Genomic DNA, 21,357 nt, shown 5'->3' with positions numbered 1-21,357 from the left:
CCCGGCCAGCGCCGGGCAGGCCAAGCGCTGATCGTCTGTAGGAGGGGTCAATATTGGACGCCGATAAGGGGTCAATATTCCGCGCCGATTGACATCTCTGGAGTCGGTTGCGCCTCACATGTGCCGAATCTGGTGGGGCTTTCACATTCCTTCCCAGGTCAAAATACACGGGCACCGCTAATTCGCGGAGGACGGTCCTTGCTTATCTCTTCATCCGAACTTCCCCGAGAGCCCGAAGAGCAGTAGGTCGATACTGGCCGGCGGCAAGCTCCTGCACTATTCCGCTGTGCAGAATTGAATTTTGCAATTTCGCTTGAGTTCGTCTGCCGGTTTTGAGCATCCTCTGGGCGGAGGCTCTCGTCAGAGAGATGAATGACAAAGTGGAGGACATCGTGTCACTAAAACTATCCCTGGCCGCACTCGCGGTTACCGTTGCTCTTGGCGCTGCGCAAGCGCGTGCTGAAACGCTTCGCATGCTTTCCAGCTGGGATGAAAGCTACCCGGCCGTGCCCGTCTTCGCGCAGGGATATGCCAAAAAGGTCGCCGAAGCGTCCGACGGCGCTCTGGAGATCGGGATCCAGGGCCCTGAGGTCGTGCCGCCCTTCGAGCAGCTCCAGCCCACGTCTGTCGGGATGTTCGACCTGCTCTTCACCCACGGCGCATACCATCTCGGCGAAACATCGATGGCTTTCGGAATGGACGCCGTCGTCGACGATCCGCAGAAGCGCCGCGACAGCGGTCTCTACGACCTGATCGACAAGCACTATGCCAAGCACAACCTCAAGCTTCTTGGGGTCTTCTCCGCCGCTTCCGGCTATCACGTGCTGCTGCGCGAGCCGATCGGCGCAGACGGTGGTCTGGAAGGACGCAAGGTCCGCGCGTCGGGGACCTACCACGAGTTCATCACCGAGCTGAAAGGCGCCGTGGTGACCATGCCGGCGAGCGAAATCTATGCGAGCCTCGAGCGTGGCGTGGTCGATGGCGCTGCCTGGCCCGTCTTCGGGGCGATGGACTACAAGTGGAACGAGGTCGCCAAGTACATGACCCGTCCGACATTCGGCGTGAACAACCACTCGCTCTTCATCAATCTGGACAAGTGGAATGGTCTTACGCCTGAACAGCAGACCTGGCTGATGGAAGCCGCAAAGTCGCTCGAGGTCGAGGGGCGCGGCGAGTTCGAAACGATCTGGGCCAAGGAAGACCAGCGGATGGTCGACGCAGGGCTCGCCAAGACCGAGTTCGGCCCAGCCTATGCCGATAAGGTGGAAGCTATCTTCGCGCGGGGCGTCTGGAAGCAGGTCGAAGACAAGGCCGGCGACGATGGCAAGGCCATGCATGCCCTGGCCCTTGAAAAAGGCGTGACCGCGGAATAACCCCGGCCCATCTTCTATAAGGTTGTTAAAAATGCTTGTCGGCGTCCTACGGCTGCACGATGCAGTCACACGCCTGACCTTCTGGATGGCGGCGGCGGCAGTGGCCTATCTCACTGTCGTCACCGCCGTGGAGGTTGGTGCGCGCTACCTGTTTCGGGCTCCCAGTGGCTGGGCACCGGATACCACTGCGGTATCCTTCGCGTTCATCGCCTTTCTCGCCGCGCCGGAAGTAACCCGGCAATCCGGTCACGCGGCCATGACGTTCATCGTCGAGCGATCCACGCCGGTGGTCGCATCGTTGCTTCGCCGACTCTCTCTCGCGCTGTCGATCCTCGTGTGCCTTCTCCTTGCGTGGTACGGGGTGATGGAATCCGCGCGGCAGATCCAGGGAAACATCACGATGATTGCCGTCCTGCCGATCCCGAAGTGGATCGTGACGCTTTCCATCGTCTATGGCCTGACGGGCATGGCCCTTTATTTCTTGCGCTCCCTGGTCGGTACCTTCCGGCCAGTACACGGGAAGGGTAACCGCTGATGGCATGGTATGTGTTCTTGAGTGGCGCCTTCATGCTGCTGCTCGCCCTATTTGCCTCCGGGCTTCCTGTCTTCATAGCATTCCTGGCGCTCAACCTGGTGGGACTGCTGGTCATCTCGGGCAATCTCAACGGGATCACGCTGATCATCAATTCGATGTACAGCACAAGCACCAGCCTATCTCTTGCGGCCATTCCGCTCTTCGTGCTGCTCGGTGAACTCCTGTTCCGCTCGGGCTCGGTGAAGATCCTCTTCGATGCCGTCGACGGCCTGGTTGGCAACGTTCGCGCGCGGCTCTACGTCGTGTCGATCCTGCTCTCCACGCTGTTCGGGGCGCTTTCTGGATCTGCCATGGCGGTTGCCGCCATGATGGGTTCGTCTTTGTGGCCCGAAATGCGACAACGGAACTATGACCTGAAGCTGTCGATGGGAACAATCCTCGCGGGGTCAAGCCTCGCTCCGATCATTCCGCCAAGCGTCATGGCGATCGTGCTCGGGATGCTGTCGAAGGTTTCGATCGCCTCGCTCCTGGTGGCGGGCATCCTTCCCGGCCTCCTCCTGTCGCTGCTCTTCCTGATCTACGTCGTCGTACGCACCCGCATCAACCCGGCGCTTGCTCCCGTGGGCCCCGCACGCTCCCTGACACTCGCGGACCGCTGCAGGCTGGTCTTTCGCGCCTTGCCGTTCATGATCATCATCGCCGTTATCCTGGGATTCATCCTTGCCGGGATCGCGACCCCGACAGAAGCGGCGGCCATGGGATGTGTCGCGGCTCTGATCGTATGCGGCATTTTCGGTACGCTCAGCTGGGAGACTATCAGCGGGGCGCTGAAGTCCACCGCATCGATCTCCGCGATGATCATGATCATCATGGCCTGCTCCGTTTCGTTCAGCCAGGTGCTCAACATGAGCGGTGCGACCACGCAGCTTGTGGTCGCCATGACCTCGCTCGCCCTGCCACTGGCGCTGATGTTCGTCATCCTACAGGCGGTGCCATTCATCCTGTGCATGTTCATCGACCAGATCGCGCTGATGATCATGCTGGTGCCCCTCTACGTCCCGATCCTGAATGCGCTGGGTTTCGATCCCCTGTGGTTCTGGACGATCTTCCTGGTGAACATGTCCATCGGCGGTATCACGCCGCCCTTCGGCTACACTCTCTTTGCGCTGAAGGGCGTGGTGCCGGATGCGACGCTGGACGACATCTTCAAGTCGGCCGTGCCTTTCATTTTGATGTTCATCCTAGGCATGGCGCTCCTGGCAATCTTCCCGGGCATTATCTCCGTCCTTCCGGGGATGCTGTGAGCAACAGATAAGGAATAAGCATATGGATTTGGGTCTTCAGGGCCGGACAGCCCTCGTTCTCGGCGGCAGCCAGGGGCTCGGTTTCGCCTGCGCTGCTTCACTTGCGGCGGAAGGGGTAAAGGTGATCGTGAACGGTCGCGACGCTGAAAGGGCACAGGAGGCAGCGGCAACCATCGGAGGTCATGCGGTCATCGGGGACGTCGGTGTTCCTGAGGAGCGGGAGCGGATCTTTGCGGAAGCGCGCCAGCACGGTCGGATCGACATCCTCGTGACAAACGCAGGCGGCCCCCCGCCCGGACCGTTTGGCAGGCACGATCACGGCACCTGGCTGCGGGCGCTGGAGACGAACATGCTTGCCGCCATCGACTGCACTCGCCTGGCCCTTCCGGGCATGATCGACCGCGGCTTCGGGCGCATCGTCAACATTACGTCTTTCACCGTACGAGAACCCTATCCGAACATGGGCTTGGCGACGGGGGTTCGTGCGGGACTGACCGGTGCGATGGCTGCACTTGCCCGGGAGGTCGCCGACAAGGGGATCACTGTCAACAACCTCCTGCCGGGGCTGATGGATACCGGTGCCCTGAAACGGGTCTATGCTGCCCAATCGAAGGCCGAGGGCATCAGCGAGGACTATGCCAAGGAGCGCATGTCGCAATCGGTGCCAATGAAGAGGCTGGGAACGGCGGACGACTTCGGTCCCGCCTGCGCGTTCCTGTGCTCGCCGCTGGCCAGCTACATCACGGCGCAGAACCTGACCATCGATGGCGGCCTTGTCCGGGCGCTTCTCTGACCTTTGAATACGGAATTTGCAGAATGAATCTGACCTCTGACACACTCGCGATAGGAGTCGTGGGCGCCGGCGCAATGGGTTCCGGTATCGCCCAGGTGGCCGCCGCTACCGGACGGAATGTCTATCTGTTCGACCAACGCGAGGGTGCCGCGGCTTCCGCGCGCGACAAGATACTGGCGCAATTGGACAAAAGGATTGCGGCCGGTAAGGCGAGCGCCGAAGATCGCCGGATCCTCGAGACCAACATCCTCGTTGCCCGCGCCATCGACGATATGAGGACTTGCGGCCTGGTCGTCGAAGCGATCGTTGAAGATCTCGCCGCAAAGCGCGACCTATTCGGGCAACTGGCGGGACTGGTTGCGCCGGACGCCGTCCTGGCGTCGAACACATCCTCGCTGCCGATAGGCGCCATTGCCGCATCCGTTCCTCATCCGCAACGGGTTGTCGGCATGCATTTCTTCAATCCCGTTCCATTGATGAAGCTTGTCGAGATCATTCCGTCTCCCGAGACTGACGAAGCGGTCGTCACGGGCCTGATGGAGCTTGCCAGGCAGATGGGCCAGGTGCCAGTGCAGGTTCGGGACACGCCCGGCTTTCTCGTCAATTTCGGCGGGCGTGCCTACACCACAGAAGCGCTGGCCCTGGTGCACGAAACAGTTGCTACGCCGGCTCAGATCGACGCAGTCATGCGCGATTGCTGCGGCTTCCGCATGGGGCCGTTTGAGCTTATGGATCTCACCGGCATGGACGTGAACTTTCCGGTGACGGAATTCGTACACCGCAGCCATTTCTACGACGCAAGGCTACGATCGACCCCCTTGCACCGGTATCTGAGGGAGACGGGAAGACTTGGCCGAAAGACCGGCCGCGGCTTCTTCGACTATCGGGGTGGCTCACCGGCTGCGCAAGAGGAGCAGCAGATTTCGGTGGCGCCAGCCGACAAGATCGTGGTGCCTGGATCAACGCCGGAACTCATGCGCCTCGTTTCCGAATACCAGGTGGAGGTGCTTGCCCATGATGACGGCGCGTCACCGATCCTCGCAGCGCCGATCGGGGAGGATTGCAGTGCGCTCGCCTCACGGCTCGGACTTGATCATCGGAGGCTGGTCTCCCTCGATCTCCTGGCAAATACCGACAAGCGGATAACGATAATGTCGGCGCCTGGCGCGGATGCCGCGATTCGGGACCGCGTGACGGCCATGCTGGTGCAGAAGCGCTCCGTTACTGCGATTGCCGATTCTCCTGGTTTCATCGCGCAACGGATCTGCGCAATGGTGGCCAACCTGGGGTGCGAGATGGCGCAGATCGGGCTTGCTGAGCCGACGGACATTGACCTCGCCATGCGCCTCGGTCTCAATTACCCCTCGGGTCCCCTGGAGATGGCGGACGCCTACGGCGTAAAGAAAATGCATACCATCATGACGCAGCTTCACCAGCTTACCGGCGATGACCGCTATCGGCCAAGCCAGTGGTTGCGTCGCCGCGCTCAGCTCAACCTTTCAGCCCTGTCTGCCTGAGGCTATGCCCCGGGACGGGAACTACGACCGAGGGCCTGAGCGACATCCCGCAAGGCCTCCGCAAGGGGGCCGAACATCATGCGCTCGGTGACGCTGCCGGTCGCGACCGGTATCGTCACCGCCGCACTCTCCGTTTCAGTCCGCACGGCAATCGCGACGCCTCCGATGCCTGGACGCCACAGATCCCTGACGATGCAAATGCCTTCGTCCGTGGCGCGCGCAAGGGCCTCGTTGAACGCCGCGAGATCACCCTCCCGCTGATTGATATAGGACCGGACTCTGGCGGCAAGGGTGCGCCGCTCATGTTCTGGTGCAGCGGCCAGCAGCGCGATGCCTGCGGCGGAAACGGCGATCGGCAACCGTCCTCCCATCGCCAGGCGCACTGACACCATCCCGCTGCCGGCCACGACCTCGACGAAAGTGATGTGAAGCCCGTCACGTATGGCAAGTGCTGCCGTCTCGCCGGTCCTTTCCGCAAGCTGTTTCAGATGTGGGCGTGCCCGGTCGATCAGGGACATGCCCGCAAGGACCGGATAGCCGAGAGCGAGATTTTTGGGCGTGAGTTCATACGTGCGATGCGGTGCTGTCTGACGTGTGTAGCCAAGGGCGGTCAGCGTGTGGGTGAGGCGACACACCGTGGAGGGAGGCAATTGCGTCGCCTTTGCAAGTTCACTGGTGCTGAGCGGCCTGGGCGCCCGCGACAAGGCTTCCAGGATCGCCAAACCACGCGCCAAAGCGTCCACGAACTGCCGGTCGCCGTCTGCCACTGAAACTCCTCCATTATTCCGCTCTGCGGAACTGCATTCTGCAGAAACGATTTGCTAATACCATCTCCATGAAACAAAGTCACCACCCGTCAGGACGGTCGAGGAGTACCGCGACGACGCGTTCAACCTGGCCTGTGTGCCGAAATACTGGAGGATCCAGAAGGAATGTTGACCGGTGATATGCTGCGCCGTTCCGCCGAGCGTTTTCCGCGCAAACCCGCCGTCCTGTGGCAGGGCACGACGCTGAGCTACGCCGAGCTCGATGCGCGGGCAAACCAGCTTGCCAACGCGCTTCTCGATCGTGGGCTGCGCAAGGGTGCGAAGGTCGGCATCGTCTGCCGCAACCGCACCGAGTATGCGGTCACCTTCTTCGGCGTGGCCCGATCCGGTAGCATTCTGGTGAATGTGTCCGTCCTCTACGCGCCTGAAGAACTGCAGTTCGTGCTGAACAAGGCGGATATCGAGGTTCTGCTGATCGAAGACCGCTTTTGCGAGAAGCTTGACGAGATTCGCGATCAGTTGCCGAAGCTGAAAACTGTCTTTGTTATCGGTGGAGCGAGTGACAAGGCGGAAAGCTTCGATGGCCTGGTGGCGTCAGGCGCGCGGCAGCCGCCGTCCGTTGAGGTCGCCGAGGATGATCCGTTCTGCATGACCTATACCGGCGGAACCACCGGGCGACCAAAGGGCGTCCTGACAAGCCACAGGAACCGGGCCATCACCGCTCACACTGTCATGGTCGAAGAGGCGATCGATGAACGCGACGTCGTGGGTATTGTCACGCCAATGTTCCATGTCGCCGCGTTGAACATCATGTTTCAACCGGCCATCCTAGCGGGGGCGACGGTAACGCTTCTGTCCAAGTGGAGCGTGACCGACTTCGCGTCCATGGCGCGCGAAACCGGCATGACTGCAGCATTCATGGTTCCTACCCAGGCCGCCATGGTCATTTCCGACGCCGGGTTCGATCCCTCGAATTTCCAGACCTGGACGAAACTGTCCTTTGCCGGCGCCCCGATGCCGGACTGGGTGCAGCGGGACCTCCTGAAAAAGCTGCCTTCCCTGAAGCTCACTCAGATCTACGGCCAGTCGGAGGTCGGCGTCCTGACCTCGCTTCGCCATTGGTACTTGCCGGAGAAGCTCTCCTCGATCGGACGTCAGGCCTACAATGTGGACGTGGCGGTCGTTGATGCCGCCGGCGTGCCAGTCAAGCCTGGCGAAATCGGCGAGATCGTGTCGCGCGGCGAAAACGTCATGCTCGAATATTACAACGAGCCCGAGCAGACGGCCTCCTTTTTCCGACACGGCTGGGGCTGGACCGGCGATCTCGCGACGATTGACGAAGAGGGCTTCATCACTCTGGTCGATCGCTCCAAGGATATGATCATCTCGGGGGGCGAGAACGTCTACCCCAAGGAGATCGAGAATGTCCTCTATGAGCTCCCTGCCGTAGCGGAGTGCGCCGTCTTCGGCGTTCCGGATGATAAATGGGGCGAAGTGCCGGCAGCCTATCTTCTCCTTCACCCGGGCGCGCAGCTTTGCGAGCAGGAGGTTATCGACCACTGTGCCGAGCAACTCGCGCGCTTCAAGCGGCCACGACTGGTCAAGTTCGTGGCCAGCTTCCCGAAGACGCCCATTGGTAAAATCCAGAAAAACATCCTTCGCGAGCCCTACTGGAAGGACCGGGAGAAGAAGATATGAGTGAGTATTTCGCTGACTACAAACGGCTCAAGTTCGACTGGCCGGACGAGCGCATCCTGCGCATCACGATGGAGAACCCGGGACGGCTGAACTCGGCCGACGCCGTCATGCACGGCGAACTCGTGCGGGTGTGGCGTGACATCGATGCTGAAAGCAAGGTCTCCGCTGTGATCATCCGGGGTGCCGGCGAGGCGTTTTCCTCCGGAGGCGATCTCGATCTCGTCAAGGAGATGACGGAAGACTTCGGAACCCTGACACGCGTCTGGAAGGAAGCTCGGGACCTCGTCTACAACATTATCAATTGTTCCAAGCCCTTGGTCTCCGCGATGCAGGGCCCCGCAGTCGGCGCTGGCCTCGTTGCGGGAGTGCTGGCAGACATCTCGATTGCAGGCAGGACCGCCCGCATCATCGATGGGCATACTCGCCTAGGCGTCGCGGCAGGAGATCATGCGGCAATCGTATGGCCACTGCTCTGCGGCATGGCGAAGGCGAAGTACTACCTCATGCTGTGCGAGGCGGTAAGCGGCGAGGAAGCCGAGCGTATCGGTCTCGTATCGCTCTGCGTCGATGATGCCGAGGTTCAGGACAAGGCACTCGAGGTCGCCCGCAAGCTGGCGCGAGGCTCACCGACGGCGCTCCGCTGGACAAAATATGCCCTCAACAACTGGTATCGCATGGCCGGCCCAACATTCGATACGTCCCTGGCGCTGGAGTTCATGGGGTTCATGGGGCCGGATGCGCGCGAGGGGCTTGCCTCGCTTCGCGAGAAGCGCCGTCCGAACTTCAATCAAGACTGCCCTTTGTAAGAAAGGCCATACAATGTCACACGGAAGACAGGCCTATATCTGCGCCGGGCTGCGCACGCCGATCGGGCGCTACGGCGGTGCGCTTGCCACTTTCCGGCCCGATGACCTCGGCGCCCATGTCATCGGCAGCCTGATGACGCAGCTTCCACAGTCGGTCTCGGAAGGGATCGACGACATCTACTTCGGGTGCGCCAATCAGGCGGGCGAGGACAACCGTAACGTCGCGCGCATGTCGGGTCTGCTTGCCGGACTTCCGGTGAGTGTGCCGGGCGTGACTTTGAACCGACTTTGCGGTTCTGGGCTTGATGCAGTCGGTCAGGCCGCGAGAGCGATCAAGGCAGGCGAAGCCGACCTCATCATTGCCGGGGGGACGGAGAGCATGTCTCGCGCTCCATTCGTCTTAGGCAAGGCCGAAACCGCATTTTCGCGTTCCGCGGAAATATTCGACACCACGATAGGCTGGCGCTTTGTCAATCCGGCGCTGCAGAAGCAGTTCGGAATCGACTCCATGCCGGAGACGGCGGAGAATGTCGCCGAGGACTTTTCCATTTCGCGGGAGGATCAGGACAGGTTCGCATTGCGTTCGCAACAAAGAGCCGCCCGTGCGATCGCCAGCGGCCGGATCGCTCGGGAGATAACACCCTTGACGAAGCAGCAGCGCCGCGGCGATCCCATCGTAATCGACAAGGACGAGCATCCCCGGGAAACCACGATAGAACAATTGGCAAAGCTCGGAACGCCCTTCCGCGAACGCGGTACGGTGACCGCCGGCAATGCCTCCGGCGTCAACGACGGAGCCGCCGCCCTTCTCATCGCATCAGACCGGGCCATCGAACACCATGGCCTCACTCCGCTTGTCCGGATAACCGGTCTGGCGACCGCCGGCGTTGCTCCTCGCATCATGGGTATCGGACCCGTTCCGGCCACGAAGAAGCTGCTCGATCGTCTGGGCCTGACGATTGGCGACATCGATCTGATCGAATTGAACGAAGCCTTCTCTGCTCAGGGGCTCGCGGTATTACGCCAGCTCGGCTTGCCGGACGATGCAGACCATGTGAACCCCAATGGCGGCGCGATCGCCTATGGGCACCCGCTGGGCATGTCCGGGGCACGGCTCGCTCTGACGGCTGCGATCGAACTTGCAGACGGGCGCGGCAAGAACGCCCTGTGCACCATGTGCGTCGGGGTCGGGCAAGGGATCGCACTGACACTGGAGGCCGTTCGATGAGCACGATCCTGATCGAGCGGATCAGCCCCGCCATTGCGCTCGTGCGGCTCAACCGTCCGGAAGTGCGCAATGCACTTAACCTCAGCATCCGACAAGAACTCGCCACGGCCTTCCGCGACTTCGTCGACGATACGGAATTGCGCTGCGTCGTTCTGACGGGTGACGAGCGGTCGTTCGCGGCCGGCGCCGATATTGCCGATATGTCGCGCATCGACGCCATCGAGATGTATCACCGGCATACTGAACGCCTATGGGCTGCGGTCGGCGATTGCCCCGTGCCGGTGATCGCAGCCGTCAACGGCTTCGCGCTCGGAGGGGGGCTTGAGCTTGCAATGCATGCCGACATTATCGTCGCTGGCCGCCACGCCAAGCTCGGCCAGCCGGAGGTAAATGTGGGCATCATGCCGGGCGCCGGAGGCACCCAGCGCCTGACGCGAGCGGTGGGAAAGTTCAAGGCGATGCTCATGTGCCTCACCGGCGAGATCGTGTCCGGCGAGGAAGCTTTCGCGATGGGGCTGGTCAGCAAGGTGGTTGACGATGACAAGGTGCTGTCCGAGGCGCTGAATTTGGCCGAACGAGTTGCCCTGATGCCGCCGATCGCCATCGCGCAGATCAAGGAGGTCATCCTGCTGGGCGCCGACGCTCCGCTGAGCGCAGCACTGGCCATGGAACGCAAGGCTGTGCAAGTGCTGTTCGCCAGCCGGGACAAGGCTGAAGGCATGTCCGCCTTCCTGGAAAAACGCCGTCCTGTCTATGAGGGCAAGTAATTGTCCCATTCACTGGTCAGCCTGCAACGGGAAAACGGTATCGCTCGGTTGACGATCGAGCGGCCGCAGAAGCTCAATGCACTGACAGTGCCGCTCCGCAACGAGCTTCTCGATGCGCTTGCTACGGTCGCCGCCGACGATCAGACGCGGTGTGTCATATTATCCGGCCGCGGGCGCGCCTTTTGCACGGGTCAAGACCTGGATGAAAGAGCGCCGATACTGGATGGCCAAGACATGGATCTCGGCAAAGCACTGGAAGAGGGCCTCAACCGCGTAATTCTGGCCCTTGTCAACCTGCCCCAACCGGTCATCGCGGCGGTCCAGGGCGCCGCGGTGGGGGCGGGAGCTAGCCTCGCTCTTGCCTGCGATATCGTGATAGCCGCAGAGGACGCCAGCTTCCATTTCAGCTTCGCCAAGATTGGTCTTTCGGGCGACAGCGGCGCGACGTGGCTGCTGCCGAAGAAGATTGGTCCGGCTCGGGCCTCACGCGTCCTGCTCTTTGGGGAAGCCATCACGGCGCGGATCGGGGAAGAGTGGGGCGTCGTCGGAAAGGTCGTACCGGCGGATCAGCTCTTGGAAGTCACGATGCGTGACGCGGAGAAGATCGCCAGTCTCTCCGCCGTATCGACGCAATCAATCAAGAAGCTGCTGATCGCGGCACCGACGAATTCACTTGCGGATCAACTTGCGCTGGAGTCCCTGAAGCAGGCGGAAGCTGGTCGAAGCGCAGCCTACAAAGACAGCTTGGCTGCGTTCCTGCGTCGCGGATAATTCCGGCGCTGTGGCGGATGGCGACCTTATCGCCGATGGTGAGACAGAGAATGCCACGGTGTAGCAACCTCCCTCAGGAGGGAGCAAGCTTCGCTCGGCCACGGGTTTGGTCCGTCCGGGAGAACTTTTGCAGCATTGCCTCGACGTTTCCGCTAATCAATGCTGGGAGCGTTCGCCGACGCCCGGCGTTGGCTCGCCTGATGGCAATCTCGACGTTGCTCACATTGTTAGGTGCCAAGCGTCTTCCGCGCCTGAGAGTCACAGGCATCAACTGGGCAGATAACGGGAGACACTGAAGTTACCGCCGGACCTTCAGGAGGGGGCCCGATTTCAGCGAGCAGAGCTGCTATCGATAGTGAAGCCGATAAAACGTAAAAGGTTTCAGAATGCGGATAATGACCATGCTCGCCACGCTGGCGATGACACTGACCGGTCCAGCGCTGGCGCAACAGGCGGAGCTCTCCCCGACGCCTGAGCCCGCGGCACACAGACTCCAGCAGGAAGACATCGATGCCTGGCTTGACGGCATCGTGCCTTATGCTCTGAAGGCTGGTAATATTGCCGGTGCGGTCGTCTCGGTCGTTGCCGACGGCGACGTCCTCACGACCAAGGGCTATGGCGTGGCCGATGTCGGCACCGGCAGGCCGGTCGACCCGAACCGGACGCTGTTTCGCGCCGGCTCGGTCTCCAAGCTCATGACCTGGACCGCCGTGATGCAACTGGTGGAACGCGGAGCCCTCGACCTAGATGCCGACCTCAACAGCTATCTCGATTTCATCATTCCGCCCTTTGAGGGACAGCCCGTCACCTTGCGGCACGTCATGACGCATACTGCGGGCTTTGAGGAACAGCTCAAGCACGTCATCGCCTTTGATCCGAAGGAAGCGGTACCATTCGAAGAACTCGTGCGGGATTATATCCCGGCCCGCATCTTCGCCCCGGGCACAACGCCTGCCTATTCCAACTATGCCACTGCACTTGCGGGCTACGTCGTCCAGCGCGTGTCGAGGCAGCCGTTCGGCGATTATGTCGACGAAAACATCTTCACGCCGCTCGGCATGGAAAGCGCGACCTTCTCGCAGGACTTGACGGAAGCGCAGCTTCACGATCTTTCCAATGGCTATCATACTGCCAGCAGCGAACGGACGCCGTTCGAAATGGCCGCGGCTTCGCCGGCGGGTGCGCTCGCGGTCACCGCACCCGACATGGCTCGGTTCATGCTGGCGCATCTGAACGAAGGGCGGCTTGGCGACGCGCAAATCCTGCAGCCCGAAACGGCGCGGCTCATGCACGCGCGGGCCTTCGCAAGCATCCCTGCACTGAACGGCATGACCCTCGGCTTTTACGAGAACTCGGTCAATGCGCATCGGGTCATCAGTCATGGCGGCGACACCCAGACATTTCACTCCGACGTGAACCTGTTCATCGACGAGGGTGTCGGGATCTTTGTTTCCATCAACAGCACGGGGGAGAACGACGCTGCTTATGACCTGCGGACACTTCTGTTCTCGGAGTTCGCCAATCGATATTTTCCCCGCAAAGAGGCACCGACCCTCACGGATATCGGGGAGGGAAACGCGGCTCTGCTGGCCGGCCAGTGGACAGCCTCGCGTCGCTCCGAAACAAGCTTCGTAGCCCTGGCAGAATTGTTAGAATCAACGGTCATCAGCACTACCGAAGGTGGCAAGCTGCAGGGGACGAACCTGCCCATCATCGGTGCCGAGGTGCACGAGTGGATCGAGGTCGAGCCGCGCGTCTGGCAGTCGAGCAACAGCGCCGAACGCATCGCGGCGACGATCGATGAGTACGGCAAGGCCCGCTTCAGCCTCGACAGCATGGCGCCCATCATGGTGTACGACCCGGTGCCATGGCAGCGTTCGGTAAGCTGGCTCATGCCTGCTCTTGTCGCAAGCCTGGGCGTCCTGGCGATCGCCGCCGTCCAATGGCCCGCCGCGGCCCTGGTCCGCCGTCGTTACGGCGCGCCGCTTACGCTGCCCAACAGTGCCCGTCTTGCCTATCATGGCGTACGGGCATCAGCCCTGGTCATCGTCGCGGCATTCATCGGCTGGATCGCGATGCTCACGGCGATGTTCAACGACCTGACCCTGCTGAGCAACAGAACCGACACGCTGCTGATGACCCTGCAGACGCTGACCGTGATTGGAACGGTTGCCCTCGTCGCCAGCGCCGCAGCAAATGCGATCTACGCGATACGTGACCGGAGAGGCGCCTGGTCGATAATCGTCGCCATCGCTCTTGTGCTCGCATCGATCGTGGTGATCTGGACGGCCTTCGTTTACAACCTGCTGAAATTCGGCGTGACCTATTAGGGAGTTCACGCACTGGGAACTGCCTCCCGGTCGCTATTGATGCGCGAGCGGGAGGCAGTGCAACGCGATAGCTTGTTCCTCGAATGTCTTGGCCTTGGCTCTCACCGTCCCAGTGCTCGATGCGCAGATGGCAGGCCAGTGCCAGGTCCCGACAGGTGGCTCTACGTGCGCATCATGGTCAGGCCGCCGCCTCAGCGAGATTGTCGAGGAATACGGACGCCACCCAGCCCGATGTGTGTAATGAAACTTATTCCTTTGTGACATGCTCTTCGTCAAACCTTGACGATCGGGCGGGAGAACGTGGTCCTCAACGAGGAGCCACCCATGATCGTAAGTCACTTTAATCGCGACCAAAAACCAGTTCTGGAAATCGTGGAGCACGAAGCCTGGCCGCAGCGCTCGTGCAATTCCCGAAAGTACAGCCGCGCGCGAATGGATCAAGCCACGGTTCACAGGTTTTAACATGTCTCAGAGCGAACTGATCACTTTCGGGGCCAAAGCTCAAACCTTCAATACTTTCCGCCACGGCGCACGACCAAAATCCCCCTTTGAATTCCCGCAATCTAAAAATCTCGTGTTGGGTAGAATACTGTCCTTTGCGCTGCGGGCCCCTTGGAAGCGCGGTTGTCTCTTCTGGTTGCGCTTCGCTGCCAACCCGATCGTGACAATGCGCTGGTGGCGTTTTCTTTCGAATTTCACCGCGGCGGGCGAATATCCGGCTCCGCATGATGATCTGCTGCAGAAGCCTCTGTCGAAATTCCTGGTTCACGGAATGCCCAGGTCTCTGCGGCTCGAATTGCTTGCCAACCATTTCCAGATCGCTGAAGGCATCTTCTCCAGAGACAGCCTGATGCGGCTCTGGCAAGGGGAACGGCTGCATATGGGCGTCATTGAAGGGCGTAACGAGTCCTATAGCTGCCACATCGCACTCGCCGACCGTCTTGGCGGGCGTCACGAAGGCGCCTTTGCCGTTCGCCTCGTTCGGACGCGCGACATGGCATTGCTTTGCGTCGGCAGGTTCATCCTCGTCCACCAAGGCTTGCATGGTCGCTATACCTTTGTTGTCGGCAGCATGCAGGGGCCCCGCAAAGGAAAGCGGCTGATCGTCGACGCCACCCGGGACCTCTTCGGCGTGCGTCCCAAGGAGGCAATCCTCATGGTGTTGCAGGGCCTCACCCTCGAAGGCGGCACGGCTCATTTCCTTGCCGTCTCGGAAAACCGGCAGCCTATCCAGTATCGTCGCAGCAAGCGACGCTCGATGCTGCGGTCGGATATCAACGGGTTCTGGGCGGAGCGTTCCGCCACGCCCGAAAATACCTATGGGTTCATGGTGCCGAAATCCGCGGTTGTCGGAGCGGACGGCCGTAGCCGCAGCAAGGCCTGCTTCCACACGATCGGCGAACTGTTTTATTAGCTCGGGCAGACCAAGTGCGGCTGTCATATCTAGACTGCGGGGAGAGGGGGGAGCTTTCGTGCGGTTTGTCGCGGCACGGAAGTCGACGCCATGCTATGAAGCCCCATCTCCTTCATGAACTGGTGCCTGATGAGCAGTAACTTCGGCCTTTTCGCGGATACCGCATCCGCCGGCTCTTACATCCTTGAAACGCCGCGCAAGGTGCCTGGCCTTGCAGACCTCCACAGGATGGTGACCCTGCTCGTTGCCGAGCGGGCGCCCGCGGATGCGCATGTACTGGTCGTCGGCGCGGGTGGTGGCCTGGAGATCAGGGCGATGGCGGAGGCGCGGCCGGACTGGCGGTTTACCGGCGTTGACCCGTCATCCGCAATGCTGGACGTCGCGCGCCAGACGACATCGGCTTGCGCCGAGCGGACGCAGTTCATTCTCGGTCGGGCGATCGACGCACCGCCGGGTCCCTTCGATGCGGCCGTTTGTCTTCTCACGCTGCACTTCCTCGACCGCGATGAAAGGCTCGAAACGCTTCAGGAAATAGGCAGGCGTCTGAGACCGGGCGGTACCCTCGTCGCTGCCCATCACACCGCCGTGGGCGGCGAGGCGGAAGCGTGGCTACGCCTATCCGCGGCCTTCGCCGGCGGGGCAAGCGGGGATCCGGAGAAAGCCGCTGCTTCGGCCAGGGTAATGGCAGGTCAGCTTCCGCTGCTCTCTCCGGAGGGCGAGGAAGACCTCTTTCGTGACGCCGGCTTCCTGCATCCAGCGCTCTTTTACGCTGCCTTTTCGTTTCGGGGCTGGGTCATGACAAGGCCGGGATCCTGACGGCCCGATGCTTGGGCAGTCGCCAGGCTGCCTTTTCTGTTTCGACCTGAATGAACCATGCCCGCCGCAGTTCCTGCTGCAATCTTTCGGGGGAAAACGGGTTCGTTATCGATCCGACGTCGGGTAGCCCTCCTGCGGGGCGTGCGGCATCGGCTCGGTTTTCGAAGGAAAGGCCTTTCCGTGGCCAAGTTTGCGTACGAGGTCGACATGTCTCGAAGGAGGCGCGCCGAATGCCTTCGCGAAGTCCGCCGAAAAGTGGGAGGGGTTGGCGTATCCTACATGGAAGGCTGCCGTCGCCACGTCCACGCCGTCGTAGAGCATCAGGCGTCTCGCTTCCTGCAGGCGAAGCTGTTTCCTGAATTCGACGGGGCTCATCGTGGTTATCGATCGGAAATGGCTGAAGAAGGTGGAACGACCCATGCCCGCGACCTCGGCAGCGCGTTCGACCAGGGAGGCCTCGTGATAATGGCTCCTCATCCATTGGGTGGCGCGGGCGATCCGGCTGAGGTGGGTTCGGGGATTGGCCATCTGCCGGATCGTCCGGCTGTTGGGGCTCGTCAACAGCCTGTACATGATCTCCCGCTTCGCAAGCGGAGCCAGTTCGGCAATGTCCTGGGGACGATCCAGAAGCGCAAGCAGACGCGATGCGGTGTCGAGCACTTCAGGGTCGATATCGCCGAGGAGAAGCGCGGTTGCGGCCTTCCCCGGCTGTGCGGGCAGTGGGTATCGGTCCGCCAGTTCGGCCAGTTCGAGGCGATCGAGGTTCAACTGCATGGAGAGGTAAGGCTCGGCAGTGGACGCCTTCGTGACCGCGCCGACGACCGGCATGTCGACGGACGCGATCAGGTAACTTGCTTCATCGAAGACGAAGTGCGTTCGCCCGAGCATCGCGGTTTTCTGGCCCTGGGCCACGAGACAGAGGGTCGGGCCGTAGATCGCAGGCATGGGAAAGGTCGGGTAGGAGCACCGGATAAGCGCCAATCCCGGAAGCTTCGTCTGGAAGATGCCGTCAACGGGGGCATGACGGCTGATGAGCGTCTTTATCCACTCTCGGTTCGGCATCCCGGGTTCCTCCTCCATTCAGTACTTCCCGCTCTCGTGCTTCCCTGGGCCTGGGAGCGCGGCAATACTCAAGTTTTCTTCCTGCAGGCAATGAGAAGTATACCTTGGACATTGATCCGTATCGAGACGCCGATCCTTGACATAATGGTTAGTATTTCCTGCCAATCGGGCGTGCCACACGTGGAGAATTCGGTCGACAGTGCCGACGAGCCGAAGCAAAACTGCTCTCCGCGGATCGGAATAAACCTTGTTTCCGAATCTAATCTGGAAATCAGGGCGCGCGGTTGCCGGATACTCGCGCTACCGGGACGGCTGCGCCGGGCCTGCAGGCAATCAGGCGCGGCGCGATCGACTGGTTGATCCGGCCCACCGGATGCTAGGCTCGCAGGAGATCGGGGACGAGATTGGAGAGATGGACGGGGAACTTGCGGGCCCTCACGCCGCAGGCATTGTAAAGCGCGTTGGCGAAAGCCGCGGACGACCCGCAGCCACCGAGCTCGCCGACCCCCTTGACCCCGACGGGGTTGGCCTCGAGATCCGGCGCGTCGACCAGGATGACGTCGATATCCGGAATGTCCGCGTGAACGGGAACCAGGTATTCCGCCAGATCGCCATTGACGATGTTGCCGTAGCGTGGATCCACTTCGGCAGCTTCACGGCAGGCTGCCGAAAGCCCCCAGATCATCCCGCCGAGAAGTTGGGATCGGGCCGTTTTCGGATTGAGGATACGCCCTGCGGAAAAGACGCCGAGCATTCGCCGGATCCGGGTCTCACCGGTCAAGGCATGGACCCCGACCTCGACGAAATGGGCTCCATAGGTGTGGCGAGATTTGGCCGCCCAATCCTCTATCTGCGCCGAGGGGATCGAGCGGCCCCTCGCGAGGAGACCGGAGGGGTGGACCGCCAGCACGCGCGCCACCAGATCCGGGCCGGGATCCACCTGTGCCTCGGCCATCAGTTTCAGGCAGGCCTGATGCAAGGCCGCCGCGGTATTCGGGGCGCCCCATGAACCTCCGGAACCGCCACCGGGGGGCAGGCTGGAGTGGGCGAGGGCGACGTCGATATCGGCGATCTCCAACCCGAGCACCTCGGCTGCGACCTGGGCGAGGATCGTGTAGCTCCCCGTGCCGATGTCGGTGAGGTCGGAGCGAACCTCGACGCGTCCGGCCGGGTTGACGGCGACCTCGACCTCAGCCGCTCCCTGAAAGTGCTGGCGTATCGCCGACGCCATGCCCATACCGACCATCCACGGTCCGTCGCGCGACATGCGCGGCCGGGCACTGCGCTTCTCCCATCCGAAATGTGCCGCTCCCGTGCGCAGGCACTCCGAGAGGCGGCGGCCGGTAAGATGCGCCCCTGTTTCGGGGTCGGTCGAAGTGTCATTCAGGATCCGCAGGTCGACGGGGTCCATAGCCAGCTTCTCGGCAAGTTCATCCATGGCGATCTCGACGGCAAGAAGACCGGCCATTTCGCCCGGGGCCCGAACGGCTTCGCCGCTTGGAAGATCCAGATGTGTCGTGCGATGACGCGTCATGCGATGGGGAGCCGCGTAAAGGGAACGGGTTACCGTCGCCGTCTGCTCCACGAAAGGATCGCCCTTGTTGGAGTAGATCAGCGTCTCATGGCCGATCGCCGACAGGCGTCCGTCTGGACCGGCTCCCAGACGGACCCTCTGCCTTTGCCAGGGCCGCATGCCTGTGAGACCGAACATCTGCTGGCGTGTCAGGGCCACCTTGACCGGCTGCCCGAGCATCCTGGACGCGATCGCAGCGCCCATCAGGTCAGCGTGAACCGAGAGCTTCGAGCCGAACCCTCCTCCGACGAAAGGTGCGGAGACGACGACCTGATCCCGGGACAATCCGAGAGCGGCTTCCAGCGACGACGGTATGTTTGCCAGTGTCTGGTGACTGGTGACGAGGTTGAGTGTCTCTCCTTGCCACCACGCAAGGGTGGCATGCGGCTCCATCGGTTGAGAGAGCTGGATCGCGCTCTCGTACTCGCCGTCAATCTTCACTTCGGACGCCGCGAACCCGCCTTCGAAATCGCCGACGTCGGTTGCGCCCGAAAAACCGGCATTCGCCGTTTCCTCGTCCCTCACCGGATGACCGTCGGAAAACGCAAAATTGCCGGTCTTGCGGCGGTAGGTTACCTTGATGGAACGTGCCGCGTCCCGGGCCTGTTCGAATGTCGCTGCGACAACCAGGGCGACTGGCTGCCCGAAGTGATTGATCGTCCGCCCGGACAGGATCGGGCGAGCGCGCGCCGCGAAACTCGCTCCGGAGGCGTCCAGCGCGCCCTGGCGAGGCGCGTTTTCATGGGTGACGATCAACGCGACCCCATCCATGTCGTGAGCGATCGAGGTGTCGATCGAGGCGATCTCGCCCTGCCCGATCGTCGCGGCAGCAAAGACGCCCACAAGCGCTTCGCCGAGTCTGGTGTTCTCGTAAGCGTAGTTCGCAGCGCCGGTGACCTTCTTGACGCCGTCAAGACGGTCGATCGGCTGGCCGACGATCCGGGTCGCGGTCTCGTTGTTATCAAGCCGGGTCATGCTGCCTGCTCCCGTGCATCGACAAGTGCGGCGTGCAGGGCACGCTGTGCGAGGTCAACCTTGTAGGCGTTGTGCTCGGTCGGCCGTGCTCCCGCAAGCACGATTGCCGCGACGTCCCGGGCGATTTCTTCAGGTGCACCGAAGCCAAGTCCTTCGGCGCCTTCCACCCGCCAGGGCCTGGGAGCAAGGCCGCCGAAAGCGAGGCGCTCGACCGAAACTCGTTCGCCATCGCGCCGCGCAACGAGTGCCACGGACACCGTTGCGAAGGCGTAGCTCGCTCGTTCCCTGACCTTTCGATAGACATGGACCCCGTCAATCGGGGGCGGAAGTTCAACGCGCGCGATGATCTCGTCGGCGCGTAGGTCGGTTTCCACTTCGGGCGTGTCGCCGGGCAACCTGTGGAAGTCGGCAATGTCTATGCCGCGCTCGCCGTCCGGACCGACGGCAATTACCACTGCATCCAGCGCGCGCATGGCGACCGACATGTCGGAGGGGTGAGTTGCGATGCAGGACGGGCTGCCCCCGAGGATAGCCAGATTCGTGGACAGTCCTGCGATGGCGTCGCAGCCGGACCCGGGCACGCGCTTGTTGCAGGCCATAGCCGGCGCATAGAAATAGGGACAGCGGGTCCGTTGCAGCAGGTTTCCCGCGGTTGTCGCCCGATTTCGAAGCTGGCCGGAGGCGCCCGAAAGCAGCGCACGCGTCAGGATCCCATAGTCGCTCCGCACGATCTCGTGGGCTGCAAGATCCGTATTCCGGACGGTGGCCCCTATGGAAAGCCCGCCCGTCTCCAGCCTGTCGATGCGGTCGAGGCCAATTCCGTTGATGTCGATCAGGTGCTCCGGAAGTTCGATCTGGAGCTTCATGAGATCCAGGAGGTTCGTGCCTCCGGCAATGACCTTTGCCTGGGGCCTCGCCGAAAGAAGAGAGATTGCCCCGTCAACGGACGTGGCGCGATGGTAGGTGAACGCCCTCATTTCCCATCCCCTTCCACGTCTTGAATTGCAGCGACGATGTTCGGATAGGCCGCGCAACGACAGATATTGCCGCTCATCCGTTCCCGGATTTCCGCGGCACTTGTCGAGGCGGGGACGGTCAGCGCCGCCGAGACGGCGCTCGGAATGCCATCGGAGATCTCCTCCAGAGTTGCGACCGCGGAGAGAATCTGGCCGGGCGTGCAGTATCCGCACTGAAAGCCGTCGTGCTCGATGAAGGCCTGCTGCATCGGATGGAGATCATCATCGGTTGCCAGCCCCTCGATCGTCAGGATGTCGCTTCCCTCGTGCATCGCGGCGAGACTCAGGCAGCTGTTCATGCGCCGACCGTCTAGGATCACAGTACAGGCTCCGCATTGGCCGTGATCACAGCCTTTCTTCGTGCCTGTCAGCGCAAGGTGCTCCCGGAGCGCGTCGAGGAGGGTCGTGCGAGGATCAAGCACCAGGCTTCGGGACTGGCCATTGACTGTGAAGCTCACGGACACCTCCTTGCCGGAGGTCTCCTGGGCACTTGCCGGCAAACTCTCAAACATCATCCAGTTTGCCGCGACGCCCGCGCCCACTCCCTGATGGAACTGCCGTCGCGTCACGGGGAAAAAATCGTCGTCACTCCCGATCACGTTGTCCTCCATC

At 61.8% G+C, this 21,357-nt stretch carries 18 protein-coding genes; 13 read left to right on the top strand and 5 right to left on the bottom strand.

Features of this window, described 5'->3' with window-relative positions; all coding sequences use genetic code 11:
- Window positions 1–392 precede the first annotated feature (392 nt).
- From dctP to ACWGPT_RS13975, 5 genes are read left to right on the top strand one after another with little or no spacing between them, the layout of a single operon-like run.
- Window positions 393–1,373: a TRAP transporter substrate-binding protein DctP gene (gene dctP / locus ACWGPT_RS13995; protein WP_452606217.1), complete on the top strand. Its 981-nt coding sequence runs from the start codon at window positions 393–395 to the stop codon at window positions 1,371–1,373.
- Between the two features lie 31 nt (window positions 1,374–1,404).
- Window positions 1,405–1,908 carry a TRAP transporter small permease gene (locus tag ACWGPT_RS13990; RefSeq protein ID WP_452606216.1) on the top strand — a complete coding sequence of 168 codons (504 nt, stop codon included), beginning with the start codon at window positions 1,405–1,407 and terminating at the stop codon, window positions 1,906–1,908.
- Window positions 1,908–3,212: a TRAP transporter large permease gene (locus tag ACWGPT_RS13985; RefSeq protein ID WP_452606215.1), complete on the top strand. Its 1,305-nt coding sequence runs from the start codon at window positions 1,908–1,910 to the stop codon at window positions 3,210–3,212. The genes ACWGPT_RS13990 and ACWGPT_RS13985 overlap by 1 nt, the downstream gene beginning before the upstream one ends.
- 22 nt (window positions 3,213–3,234) lie before the next feature.
- Entirely contained in the window at window positions 3,235–4,005 is a 771-nt protein-coding gene (locus tag ACWGPT_RS13980) for an SDR family oxidoreductase (RefSeq protein ID WP_452606214.1), read from the top strand.
- A gap of 23 nt (window positions 4,006–4,028) precedes the next feature.
- A complete protein-coding gene (locus ACWGPT_RS13975) occupies window positions 4,029–5,522 on the top strand; it encodes a 3-hydroxyacyl-CoA dehydrogenase (protein WP_452606213.1) in 1,494 nt (497 codons plus the stop codon).
- A gap of 2 nt (window positions 5,523–5,524) precedes the next feature.
- Here ACWGPT_RS13975 and ACWGPT_RS13970 read toward each other — a convergent pair whose 3' ends face one another.
- The gene (locus tag ACWGPT_RS13970; RefSeq protein ID WP_452606212.1) at window positions 5,525–6,289 is read right to left on the bottom strand and encodes an IclR family transcriptional regulator; all 765 of its coding nucleotides are present in this window, start codon (window positions 6,287–6,289) and stop codon (window positions 5,525–5,527) included.
- Window positions 6,290–6,454: 165 nt separating this feature from the next.
- On the opposite strand from ACWGPT_RS13970, the gene ACWGPT_RS13965 reads away from it, so the two are divergent.
- The 8 genes from ACWGPT_RS13965 (at window position 6,455) to ACWGPT_RS13930 (ending at window position 16,119) form a co-directional block, all read left to right on the top strand.
- Window positions 6,455–7,987: a class I adenylate-forming enzyme family protein gene (locus ACWGPT_RS13965; protein ID WP_452606211.1), complete on the top strand. Its 1,533-nt coding sequence runs from the start codon at window positions 6,455–6,457 to the stop codon at window positions 7,985–7,987.
- Window positions 7,984–8,793, top strand: a complete 810-nt coding sequence (locus ACWGPT_RS13960; RefSeq protein WP_452606210.1) for an enoyl-CoA hydratase/isomerase family protein — start codon at window positions 7,984–7,986, stop codon at window positions 8,791–8,793. Before ACWGPT_RS13965 ends, ACWGPT_RS13960 begins: the two co-directional genes overlap by 4 nt.
- 13 nt (window positions 8,794–8,806) lie before the next feature.
- A complete protein-coding gene (gene pcaF / locus ACWGPT_RS13955) occupies window positions 8,807–10,021 on the top strand; it encodes a 3-oxoadipyl-CoA thiolase (protein WP_452606228.1) in 1,215 nt (404 codons plus the stop codon).
- A complete protein-coding gene (locus tag ACWGPT_RS13950) occupies window positions 10,018–10,788 on the top strand; it encodes an enoyl-CoA hydratase-related protein (protein WP_452606209.1) in 771 nt (256 codons plus the stop codon). Before pcaF ends, ACWGPT_RS13950 begins: the two co-directional genes overlap by 4 nt.
- Window positions 10,789–11,559, top strand: a complete 771-nt coding sequence (locus ACWGPT_RS13945; protein ID WP_452606208.1) for an enoyl-CoA hydratase/isomerase family protein — start codon at window positions 10,789–10,791, stop codon at window positions 11,557–11,559.
- 395 nt (window positions 11,560–11,954) lie between these two features.
- Window positions 11,955–13,889 carry a serine hydrolase domain-containing protein gene (locus tag ACWGPT_RS13940; protein ID WP_452606207.1) on the top strand — a complete coding sequence of 645 codons (1,935 nt, stop codon included), beginning with the start codon at window positions 11,955–11,957 and terminating at the stop codon, window positions 13,887–13,889.
- 463 nt (window positions 13,890–14,352) lie between these two features.
- Entirely contained in the window at window positions 14,353–15,303 is a 951-nt protein-coding gene (locus ACWGPT_RS13935) for a DUF535 family protein (protein WP_452606206.1), read from the top strand.
- Window positions 15,304–15,432: 129 nt separating this feature from the next.
- Window positions 15,433–16,119, top strand: a complete 687-nt coding sequence (locus ACWGPT_RS13930) for a class I SAM-dependent methyltransferase (RefSeq protein ID WP_452606205.1) — start codon at window positions 15,433–15,435, stop codon at window positions 16,117–16,119.
- A gap of 105 nt (window positions 16,120–16,224) precedes the next feature.
- On the opposite strand, the gene ACWGPT_RS13925 is transcribed toward ACWGPT_RS13930, so the two are convergent.
- The 4 genes from ACWGPT_RS13925 to ACWGPT_RS13910 all read right to left on the bottom strand — a co-directional run bounded on the left by ACWGPT_RS13925 (window position 16,225) and on the right by ACWGPT_RS13910 (window position 21,260).
- Window positions 16,225–17,199 carry an AraC family transcriptional regulator N-terminal domain-containing protein gene (locus tag ACWGPT_RS13925; protein ID WP_452606204.1) on the bottom strand — a complete coding sequence of 325 codons (975 nt, stop codon included), beginning with the start codon at window positions 17,197–17,199 and terminating at the stop codon, window positions 16,225–16,227.
- Window positions 17,200–17,557: 358 nt separating this feature from the next.
- On the bottom strand, window positions 17,558–19,729 hold the full coding sequence (locus ACWGPT_RS13920; protein WP_452606202.1) for a molybdopterin cofactor-binding domain-containing protein: 2,172 nt from the start codon (window positions 19,727–19,729) through the stop codon (window positions 17,558–17,560).
- Window positions 19,726–20,706, bottom strand: a complete 981-nt coding sequence (locus tag ACWGPT_RS13915; RefSeq protein WP_452606201.1) for an FAD binding domain-containing protein — start codon at window positions 20,704–20,706, stop codon at window positions 19,726–19,728. The genes ACWGPT_RS13920 and ACWGPT_RS13915 overlap by 4 nt, the downstream gene beginning before the upstream one ends.
- Complete coding sequence (locus ACWGPT_RS13910) at window positions 20,703–21,260, bottom strand: 2Fe-2S iron-sulfur cluster-binding protein (RefSeq protein WP_452606227.1); 558 nt, start codon at window positions 21,258–21,260, stop codon at window positions 20,703–20,705. Before ACWGPT_RS13910 ends, ACWGPT_RS13915 begins: the two co-directional genes overlap by 4 nt.
- Window positions 21,261–21,357 lie beyond the last annotated feature (97 nt).

The organism is Pseudorhizobium sp. NPDC055634, assembly GCF_053618655.1.
This window is presented reverse-complemented; position numbering and strand designations above follow the sequence as displayed.

Coding starts and splice junctions, on each gene's coding strand:
- ACWGPT_RS13910 (WP_452606227.1), bottom strand. CDS start 21,260: ATGATGTTTGAGAGTTTGCCGGCAAGTGCCCAGGAGACCTCCGGCAAG.
- ACWGPT_RS13925 (WP_452606204.1), bottom strand. CDS start 17,199: ATGGAGGAGGAACCCGGGATGCCGAACCGAGAGTGGATAAAGACGCTC.
- ACWGPT_RS13960 (WP_452606210.1), top strand. CDS start 7,984: ATGAGTGAGTATTTCGCTGACTACAAACGGCTCAAGTTCGACTGGCCG.
- ACWGPT_RS13975 (WP_452606213.1), top strand. CDS start 4,029: ATGAATCTGACCTCTGACACACTCGCGATAGGAGTCGTGGGCGCCGGC.
- ACWGPT_RS13950 (WP_452606209.1), top strand. CDS start 10,018: ATGAGCACGATCCTGATCGAGCGGATCAGCCCCGCCATTGCGCTCGTG.
- ACWGPT_RS13935 (WP_452606206.1), top strand. CDS start 14,353: ATGTCTCAGAGCGAACTGATCACTTTCGGGGCCAAAGCTCAAACCTTC.
- ACWGPT_RS13915 (WP_452606201.1), bottom strand. CDS start 20,706: ATGAGGGCGTTCACCTACCATCGCGCCACGTCCGTTGACGGGGCAATC.
- ACWGPT_RS13980 (WP_452606214.1), top strand. CDS start 3,235: ATGGATTTGGGTCTTCAGGGCCGGACAGCCCTCGTTCTCGGCGGCAGC.
- ACWGPT_RS13930 (WP_452606205.1), top strand. CDS start 15,433: ATGAGCAGTAACTTCGGCCTTTTCGCGGATACCGCATCCGCCGGCTCT.
- pcaF (WP_452606228.1), top strand. CDS start 8,807: ATGTCACACGGAAGACAGGCCTATATCTGCGCCGGGCTGCGCACGCCG.
- ACWGPT_RS13990 (WP_452606216.1), top strand. CDS start 1,405: ATGCTTGTCGGCGTCCTACGGCTGCACGATGCAGTCACACGCCTGACC.
- ACWGPT_RS13940 (WP_452606207.1), top strand. CDS start 11,955: ATGACCATGCTCGCCACGCTGGCGATGACACTGACCGGTCCAGCGCTG.
- ACWGPT_RS13920 (WP_452606202.1), bottom strand. CDS start 19,729: ATGACCCGGCTTGATAACAACGAGACCGCGACCCGGATCGTCGGCCAG.
- ACWGPT_RS13985 (WP_452606215.1), top strand. CDS start 1,908: ATGGCATGGTATGTGTTCTTGAGTGGCGCCTTCATGCTGCTGCTCGCC.
- ACWGPT_RS13965 (WP_452606211.1), top strand. CDS start 6,455: ATGTTGACCGGTGATATGCTGCGCCGTTCCGCCGAGCGTTTTCCGCGC.